The sequence below is a fragment of the Streptomyces sp. UH6 genome (genome assembly GCF_013421635.1).
Lineage (GTDB): Bacteria > Actinomycetota > Actinomycetes > Streptomycetales > Streptomycetaceae > Streptomyces > Streptomyces abyssomicinicus.
Window position 1 is genome coordinate 1 of record NZ_JACADT010000221.1, and the last position, 7,292, is coordinate 7,292.

The window sequence follows — 7,292 nt, forward strand, 5'->3', positions numbered from 1 at the left end:
CCGGCTGTGGGGGACCGCCGGTCCGACCGGGCGCGCGGTGTACCCCGGCCGAGGTCCGGGGGGAACCCCGGCCGTCCCCTGTTCGGCCCAGCCGCCCGCCGTCAGGGGGCGGGGAACCGCCTGTACGGGGCAGGCAACGTTGCGCGGGGGGTGGTGCCTCGTGCATGCTCCGGAGGATCCCGGTGGGCCGTGCGGAGCGGGCGCCCGGGAGGAAGCCTTGCCACCGGCACCTGCCGGTACCCGTCCGGACCTGCGGAACTCATGCCGGGACCCGCAGAAAATGAGCCGGGGACGCTTGCCGCCGTACCCTGGAGGGTATGGGGACGGGAAGACGAATCCCGGACACAGCTCCGCCGCTCACGTCACCCGAAGAGGATCACAACGCCGAGACAGCCATGGCCGGTCACGAATACACCGATCCCGCGGACCGCAAGCCGCCGGTCGCCGAACCCACGGCGTCCGATCCCCTGGCGGCGGACGAGGTGCGCCCCCGCCCTTGCGATCCCGCCTTCAAGCACGGGGTGGTCGTCGGGTTCGACGGCTCCACGTCCAGTGAGCGCGCCCTCGCCTACGCCGTGGGCATGGCGGCCCGGTCCCGCTCGGGGCTGATCATCGTCCACGTCGCCAACCGCCTGCCGACCACCGTCTGGGCCGGCTGCGAGCCGCCCGTCTTCGTGGACGTGCCGGACCACCGCACCGAGGTGCTGGGGCTCGAACTCGCCTGTGCGGACTTCCTGGCCGAGCTGCCGTGGATCCTGGTGGAGCGCGGCGGGGACATCTGCCACGAGCTGGAGGAGGTCGGCCGGGAGTACGAGGCCGACGCGATCGTGGTGGGCTCCACGCACGGGATGCTCAGCCGTGTCTTCGGCTCGGTCGCGGGCCGCCTGGCCAAGCGGGCGCAGCGGCCCGTGGTCGTCATTCCCTGAGCGCGGCGCGGCGTGATTGCCTGAGCGCGGGGCGGTCTGCGCCGCGTGCCCGCGAACTCCGTCGACATCAGGCCGAGTTGTGTACGGCGGAGCCCAAGCTACCGACGCGTACGGCGTGTTCGGCGTCCTCACGAGGGAATGAACCCCGCACGGAAACCGGCTGCCCGCCGCCGTGGGGTGACGGCCACCGCGAACGGCAGCCAGGGCCGGGGGATTCGGGCGGCTCCGGCCCGGTCAAGGGAACGGTCCCTGTGCATGGTGGCGCACAGGGACCGTTTCGTCGTTCCAGGGGCGTCGGCCCCGGGCCCGTCGGCTACTCGACGGTGACCGACTTGGCCAGGTTGCGCGGCTTGTCGATGTCCCGGCCCAGCGCGAGCGCCGTGTGGTAGGCGAGCAGCTGCAGCGGGATGCCCATCAGGATCGGGTCCAGCTCGTCCTCGTTCTTCGGGACGACGACGGTCCGGTCGGCCTTCTCCTGGTCCTGGTGCGCGACCGCGAGGATCTTGCCGCTGCGGGCCTTGATCTCCTCGAGGGCGGCGCGGTTCTTCTCCAGCAGGTCGTCGTCCGGCACGATCGCGACGGTCGGCAGGGCCGGCTCGATCAGGGCCAGCGGGCCGTGCTTCAGCTCGGAGGCCGGGTAGGCCTCGGCGTGGATGTACGAGACCTCCTTGAGCTTCAGGGAGGCCTCACGGGCCACCGGGTAGCCCCGGACGCGGCCGATGAAGAGCATGGAGCGGGCGTCGGCGAACTCCTGCGCCAGCTCCTTGATCTCGTCCTCGGTCTTGAGGATCTCGTTGATCTGCTCCGGCAGGCGGCGCAGACCGGCGATGATCCGCTTGCCGTCGGCGACGGAGAGGTCACGGGTGCGGCCCAGGTGCAGGGCGAGCAGCGCGAAGGCGACCGTGGTGTTGGTGAAGCACTTGGTGGAGACCACGCAGACCTCGGGGCCGGCGTGGACGTAGATGCCGCCGTCCGACTCGCGGGCGATGGCGGAGCCCACCACGTTGACCACGCCGAGGACGCGGGCGCCCTTGCGCTTGAGCTCCTGGACCGCGGCCAGCACGTCGTAGGTCTCGCCGGACTGGGAGACGGCGACGTACAGGGTGTCGGGGTCGACCACCGCGTTGCGGTAGCGGAACTCGGAGGCCGGCTCGGCGTCCGCGGGGATGCGGGCCAGCTCCTCGATCATCTGGGCGCCGATCATGCCCGCGTGGTACGAGGTGCCGCAGCCGAGGATCTTCACGCGGCGGATCTGGCGCGCCTCGCGGGCGTCCAGGTTGAGGCCGCCCAGGTGCACGGTGGAGAACCGGTCGTCGATGCGGCCGCGCAGCACGCGGTCCACGGCGTCGGCCTGCTCGTGGATCTCCTTGTGCATGTAGGTGTCGTGGCCGCCCATGTCGTAGGAGGCGGCCTCCCACTCGACGGTGGTCGGCTCGGCCGAGGTGCTGGTGCCCTCGGTGGTGTAGGTGCGGAAGTCCTCCGCCGTGAGGGTGGCCATCTCGCCGTCGTCGAGGGTGACGACCTGGCGGGTGTGGGTGACCAGCGCGGCGATGTCCGAGGCGACGAACATCTCCTTCTCGCCTATGCCGAGGACGACGGGCGAGCCGTTGCGGGCGACGACGATCCGGTCCGGGAAGTCGGCGTGCAGCACGGCGATGCCGTAGGTGCCCTCGATCAGGCGGACCGCCTGGCGGACCTTGTCCTCCAGGGTGGTGGCCTGGGAACGGGCGATCAGGTGGGTGAGGACCTCGGTGTCGGTCTCGGAGAGGAACTCGACTCCGTCGGCCTCCAGCTTCCGGCGCAGGTCCGAGGCGTTGTCGATGATGCCGTTGTGGACGACGGCGACCTTCTCGTCGGCGGAGAGGTGCGGGTGCGCGTTCTCGTCGGACGGCGCGCCGTGGGTCGCCCAACGGGTGTGGGCGATGCCGGCCGTGCCCTTGAAGCGGGCCGGTACCTTCGCCTCGAGCTCGCGGACGCGGCCCTTGGCCTTGACCATCTTCAGCCCGCCCTTGGGGGCCGTGACGGCGATGCCCGCCGAGTCGTAACCGCGGTACTCGAGGCGCGCGAGGCCCTCGAGGAGCAGCGGGGCGATGTCACGCTTGCCGATGTAGCCGACAATTCCGCACATGTGGTTGGGTTCCCTCAGCCATAGACGATGCGGCGGAGCTGCCGGAGCGAGAGCTCCGGCGGCGCCACCGCGCGGTACTGGAGGTCCGCCGCGATCCTCGTGAAGATCTCCGCGTTCACCAGGCCCTGTGCCTGGAGCTCGCGGTGGCGGCGACGGACGTAGTCCTCGGTCGTCTCGTCGAAGTAGGCGAGAACGTCCTGGATCACCCGAACGGCCTCGCCCCGGGTCAGCGAGGAGGACCGCGTCAAATGATCGACGAGTTCGTCGTGCATGCCTGATCCTCCGATACGACGAATGGCTTCCGCAACAATCCTGCCCGATATCGGGCAGGATTCTGCCCTTCGGGTGTGCGACGACACAGGAGGGCGCGTGAGGGGATTGTCGCACCTCCCGTATGGGGAGGGTGTGGTCCAGACCTTCTTTCCGGTCCAGGGTCCAGCGCATCCGAACGCACAGGAACGAGTCCGAGGAGGGGACCGACCATGGCGGGACAACGGCACACGGCCTTACGGCTGGCGGCCTCGCTGCTGCTCCTGACGGTGGCGGCCGGCGGATCCGCCGGAGCGGCGCCCGTGCGCGGGACCGGCCCCGGCACGGGCCCCGACCCCGGCGCCGGCGCCGACGGTGCGGACGCGCCGACCGGTGGATTCGGCGCGCTGGTGCCGGTGCCGGTGTCGGCGGAACCGGGCGGCTCGCCGTACCGGATCACCCGCGGCACCCGGATCCTCGTCCAGGACACGCCGGAGGTGCGGGGGATCGGCGAGTACCTCGCCGGGCTGCTGCGGCCTTCCACCGGCTACCGCCTCCCGGTCACCGGCACGGGCCTCGCGGTCACCGGCACGGGTGAGAAGCCGGGGGCGAGTCAGGAGAGTCAGGGGGAGGACCTGGATGACGGCCCGGGCGACGGCCTGGGCGACGGCCCGGGTGAGGAGGGCTCCGGCGGCATCCGGCTGCGGCTCGCGGACGGCCCCTGGGGCGAGGAAGGCTACCGGCTCACCAGCGGCCGCTCCGGGGTGACCGTGACCGCCCTGCGGCCCGCCGGGCTGTTCCACGGCGTGCAGACCCTGCGCCAGCTGCTCCCCGCCGAGGTGGAGTCGCGCGAGGTCCGGCCCGGCCCGTGGAAGGTGCCCGGAGGTGTGGTCGAGGACCGCCCGCGCTACGCCTACCGCGGCGCGCACCTGGACGTGGCGCGCCACTTCTTCACCGTCGACCAGGTGAAGCGGTACATCGACCAGCTCGCCCTGTACAAGATCAACACCCTGCACCTGCACCTCACCGACGACCAGGGCTGGCGGCTGGCGATCGACTCCCGGCCGCGGCTGACCGCCGTCGGCGGCGCCACCGAGGTCGGCGGCACGCCCGGCGGGTACTACACGAAGGACCAGTACCGGGAGATCGTCGCGTACGCCGCCTCCCGCCACCTGGAGGTCGTCCCGGAGATCGACGTGCCGGGCCACACCAACGCGGCGCTCACCTCCTACCCGGAGCTGAACTGCGACGGCGTGGCTCCGCCGCCGTACACCGGGATCGAGGTGGGCTTCTCCTCGCTGTGCGTCGGCGAGGAGGCCACCTACGACTTCGTCGAGGACGTGATCCGGGAGGTCGCCGCGCTCACCCCCGGCCGGTACCTCCACATCGGCGGCGACGAGGCCCACTCCACCCCGGACGAGGACTACGCCGCCTTCATGGCGAGGGTCCAGCCGGTCGTCGCCGCGTACGGCAAGACGGTGATCGGCTGGCACCAGCTGACCGCCGCCGCACCGGCGCCCGGCGCGCTCGTGCAGTACTGGGGCTACGACGACACCGACGCCGCCGAGCGGGACCGGGTGGCGGAGGCGGCCCGCGCCGGGACCGGGATCATCCTCTCCCCGGCCGACCGGGCGTACCTCGACATGAAGTACACCGCCGACACCCCGCTGGGACTGGACTGGGCCGGGTTGGTGGAGGTCCGGCGCGCCTACGACTGGGACCCGGGCACCTACCTGGCGGCGTCCGGGGTGCCGGAGAGCGCGGTGCGGGGCGTGGAGGCGCCGCTCTGGACGGAGACGCTCACCACCTCGCAGGAACTGGAGTTCATGGCGTTCCCGCGGCTGCCGGGCATCGCCGAGCTGGGCTGGTCACCGGCGTCCGCCCACGGCTGGGAGGGCTACCGGGAACGGCTCGCCGCGCAGGCGCCGCGGTGGGACGCGATGGGGGTGGCGTACCACCGCTCCCCGCAGGTCCCGTGGCCTTCCGGCTGACACGGGACGTCCCGGGGCCTTCCGCCTGACACGGGACGCCCCGGGGCCGGGGGCCTCGGTGGAGGGCGGGACTGCGGACGCCCCCCGGAGGACCGTCTCCGGGGGGCGTCGACGCGGCTGCCGGGCCGCGGTGGGTGCGGGCGGGGGGCCGAGGGGTCAGGCCACCTTCTTGGCGTTCTCGATGGCCTCGGCGAGGTTGTTCAGCAGCGGCGTGCACTTGGCGTAGGACAGGATCGGCTCCGGCGAACGGGCGATGACCTGGCCGGCCTTGACGGCGGGCAGCTTCTTCCAGGTCGCCTCGTCGATGTCGGCGGGCTGGATGGCCTGCGCGCGGTCGTCCATGATGATCACGTCGGCCTGGTACTTGTCGACGTTCTCCCAGCTCAGGCTCTCGAACCAGCCGCCGCTCTCCTCGATGGCCTTGGCGTCCGGCTCGACGATGTTCACGCCGAGGGCCTTGTAGTACTCCAGGTCGATCGAGAGGTTGTAGGTGGAGACGTAGAACAGCTCGGCGGAGGCGGAACCGGCCAGGACCTTGATCTCGGGCCGGGCCTTGGCGGCGGCCTTCAGGCGCGCGGCGGCATCCTCGAACTTCTTCTTCGCCTCGACGACCGCGGCGGCCTTCATGTCGGCGCCCAGCGCCTCGGCCAGGGCGGCCATGCGCTCCAGCGACTGCGTCAGCTGCACGTCGAAGACGGAGACGCCGACGCTCGGGGCGAACTTGGCGATCTGGTCCTTGGACTCCTCCGGGACGTACCAGAGGGTGCCCGCGCCGTCGAACATGGTGGAGACGAGGAGGTCCGGCTTGAGGGCCGCGTACTTCTCGACGTTGAACTCGCCCCAGACGTTGCCGATGACCTCGACCTTGGAGACGTCCATGTCGCCGGCCTGGACGTCGGGCTTGCCGTCCTTGGTCGTGGTCGGGCCGAAGACGCCCTTCACCTGGACGCCGTAGTCGTGGAGCGCGGCGGCCGCACCGGTGAACGCCACGATGTTCTTCGGCGCCTTGTCGAGCTTCACCGTCTCGCCGCGGTCGTCCTTGAAGGACCACGGGCCGGACGCGGCGTCGGCGCCCTTGTCCGAACCGCCCTTGGCCGACGTGTCGTCGTCGCCGCACGCGGCGAGGACGGCGCCGAGACCGAGAACACCGCCCGCAGCCAGGATGCCGCGGCGGGTGGGGAGGGAAGCACGGACCTGGGACATGGTGACTGCTTTCGAACAGGGCGGACAGCCGCCGGACGATTCGCAGGAAGGTTAGCCTAACCTCAACAGGGCTTGTCCAGGGGGTGACCGGAACTGTTTCCCGCGGTGGCGCCGGAGCGGGGCGGTACCGGCGGCCCGCGCTAGGGTCGGGCCGGTCCGCAGTGCGGGACGCGACGGCGCGGGGGCGCGGGGGGTGGGTACACGTGGTGACGCTGCCGAGGCAGGGCGAACGGACGCGTACGGAACGGCACATGCTGGTCTGCGGGGACGACGGGCTGGCCCGGCGGCTGGCCGCGGAGCTGCGGGACGTGTACCGGCAACGGGTGGTGCTGGTGGTGCCGGCGGAGCGGCCCGAGGACACCGGAACACTCGCCTCCACCGTCTCCCGGGCGGCCGCGCTGATCGGCCGGTTCGGCCAGCCCTCCGTCCAGGCGGGGCCCCACGATTCGGGGGCCGGGCCCAGTACGCCCGTCCTGGAACTGCACGCCGCACGGCCGGACGAGGACGTGCTCACCGAGGCCGGGGTGGAGCGCGCCACCGCCATCGCCCTGCTCTACGAGGACGACGAGACCAACCTGCGCGCCGCGCTCGCCGCACGCCGCCTCAACCCCTCGGTCCGGCTGGTGCTGCGGATGTACAACCGCAAGCTCGGCCAGTACATGGAGGAACTCCTCGACCAGGCCGCCCTGGTGGCCGAACCCGCCCTGGACCGGGCCACCCTGGAGGCCTCCACCACGGTGCTCTCCGACGCCGACACCGCGGCCCCCGCCCTCGCCGCCACCGCGGTGGCCGACA

Annotated in this window: 6 protein-coding genes; 3 read left to right on the forward strand and 3 right to left on the reverse strand. The window is 72.0% G+C overall.

Translation table 11 applies throughout. The annotated features are described in order from the left end of the window. The first annotated feature begins 395 nt into the window (after positions 1-395). On the forward strand, positions 396-926 hold the full coding sequence (locus tag HW445_RS13440; protein WP_180221257.1) for a universal stress protein: 531 nt from the start codon (positions 396-398) through the stop codon (positions 924-926). Positions 927-1,239: 313 nt separating this feature from the next. On the opposite strand, the gene glmS is transcribed toward HW445_RS13440, so the two are convergent. Together glmS and HW445_RS13450 are read right to left on the reverse strand one after the other, a co-directional pair. Further along, a complete protein-coding gene (gene glmS / locus HW445_RS13445; RefSeq protein WP_180221258.1) occupies positions 1,240-3,054 on the reverse strand; it encodes a glutamine--fructose-6-phosphate transaminase (isomerizing) in 1,815 nt (604 codons plus the stop codon). Between the two features lie 14 nt (positions 3,055-3,068). Further along, on the reverse strand, positions 3,069-3,326 hold the full coding sequence (locus HW445_RS13450) for a hypothetical protein (RefSeq protein ID WP_151775005.1): 258 nt from the start codon (positions 3,324-3,326) through the stop codon (positions 3,069-3,071). Between the two features lie 210 nt (positions 3,327-3,536). Here HW445_RS13450 and HW445_RS13455 point away from each other — a divergent pair, with 210 nt between their 5' ends. After that, positions 3,537-5,294 (forward strand): family 20 glycosylhydrolase, encoded by a 1,758-nt coding sequence (locus HW445_RS13455; protein ID WP_180221259.1) that lies wholly within the window; start codon positions 3,537-3,539, stop codon positions 5,292-5,294. Positions 5,295-5,450: 156 nt separating this feature from the next. Here the strand turns inward: HW445_RS13455 and HW445_RS13460 are convergent, their stop codons facing one another. Beyond that, complete coding sequence (locus HW445_RS13460; protein ID WP_180221260.1) at positions 5,451-6,497, reverse strand: ABC transporter substrate-binding protein; 1,047 nt, start codon at positions 6,495-6,497, stop codon at positions 5,451-5,453. 251 nt (positions 6,498-6,748) lie between these two features. Between HW445_RS13460 and HW445_RS13465 the strand changes: the two genes are divergently transcribed. Further along, positions 6,749-7,292: NAD-binding protein (locus HW445_RS13465; protein WP_180221261.1), on the forward strand; the 544-nt coding region annotated here is incomplete at its 3' end.

Coding starts and splice junctions, on each gene's coding strand:
- HW445_RS13440 (WP_180221257.1), top strand. CDS start 396: ATGGCCGGTCACGAATACACCGATCCCGCGGACCGCAAGCCGCCGGTC.
- glmS (WP_180221258.1), bottom strand. CDS start 3,054: ATGTGCGGAATTGTCGGCTACATCGGCAAGCGTGACATCGCCCCGCTG.
- HW445_RS13450 (WP_151775005.1), bottom strand. CDS start 3,326: ATGCACGACGAACTCGTCGATCATTTGACGCGGTCCTCCTCGCTGACC.
- HW445_RS13455 (WP_180221259.1), top strand. CDS start 3,537: ATGGCGGGACAACGGCACACGGCCTTACGGCTGGCGGCCTCGCTGCTG.
- HW445_RS13460 (WP_180221260.1), bottom strand. CDS start 6,497: ATGTCCCAGGTCCGTGCTTCCCTCCCCACCCGCCGCGGCATCCTGGCT.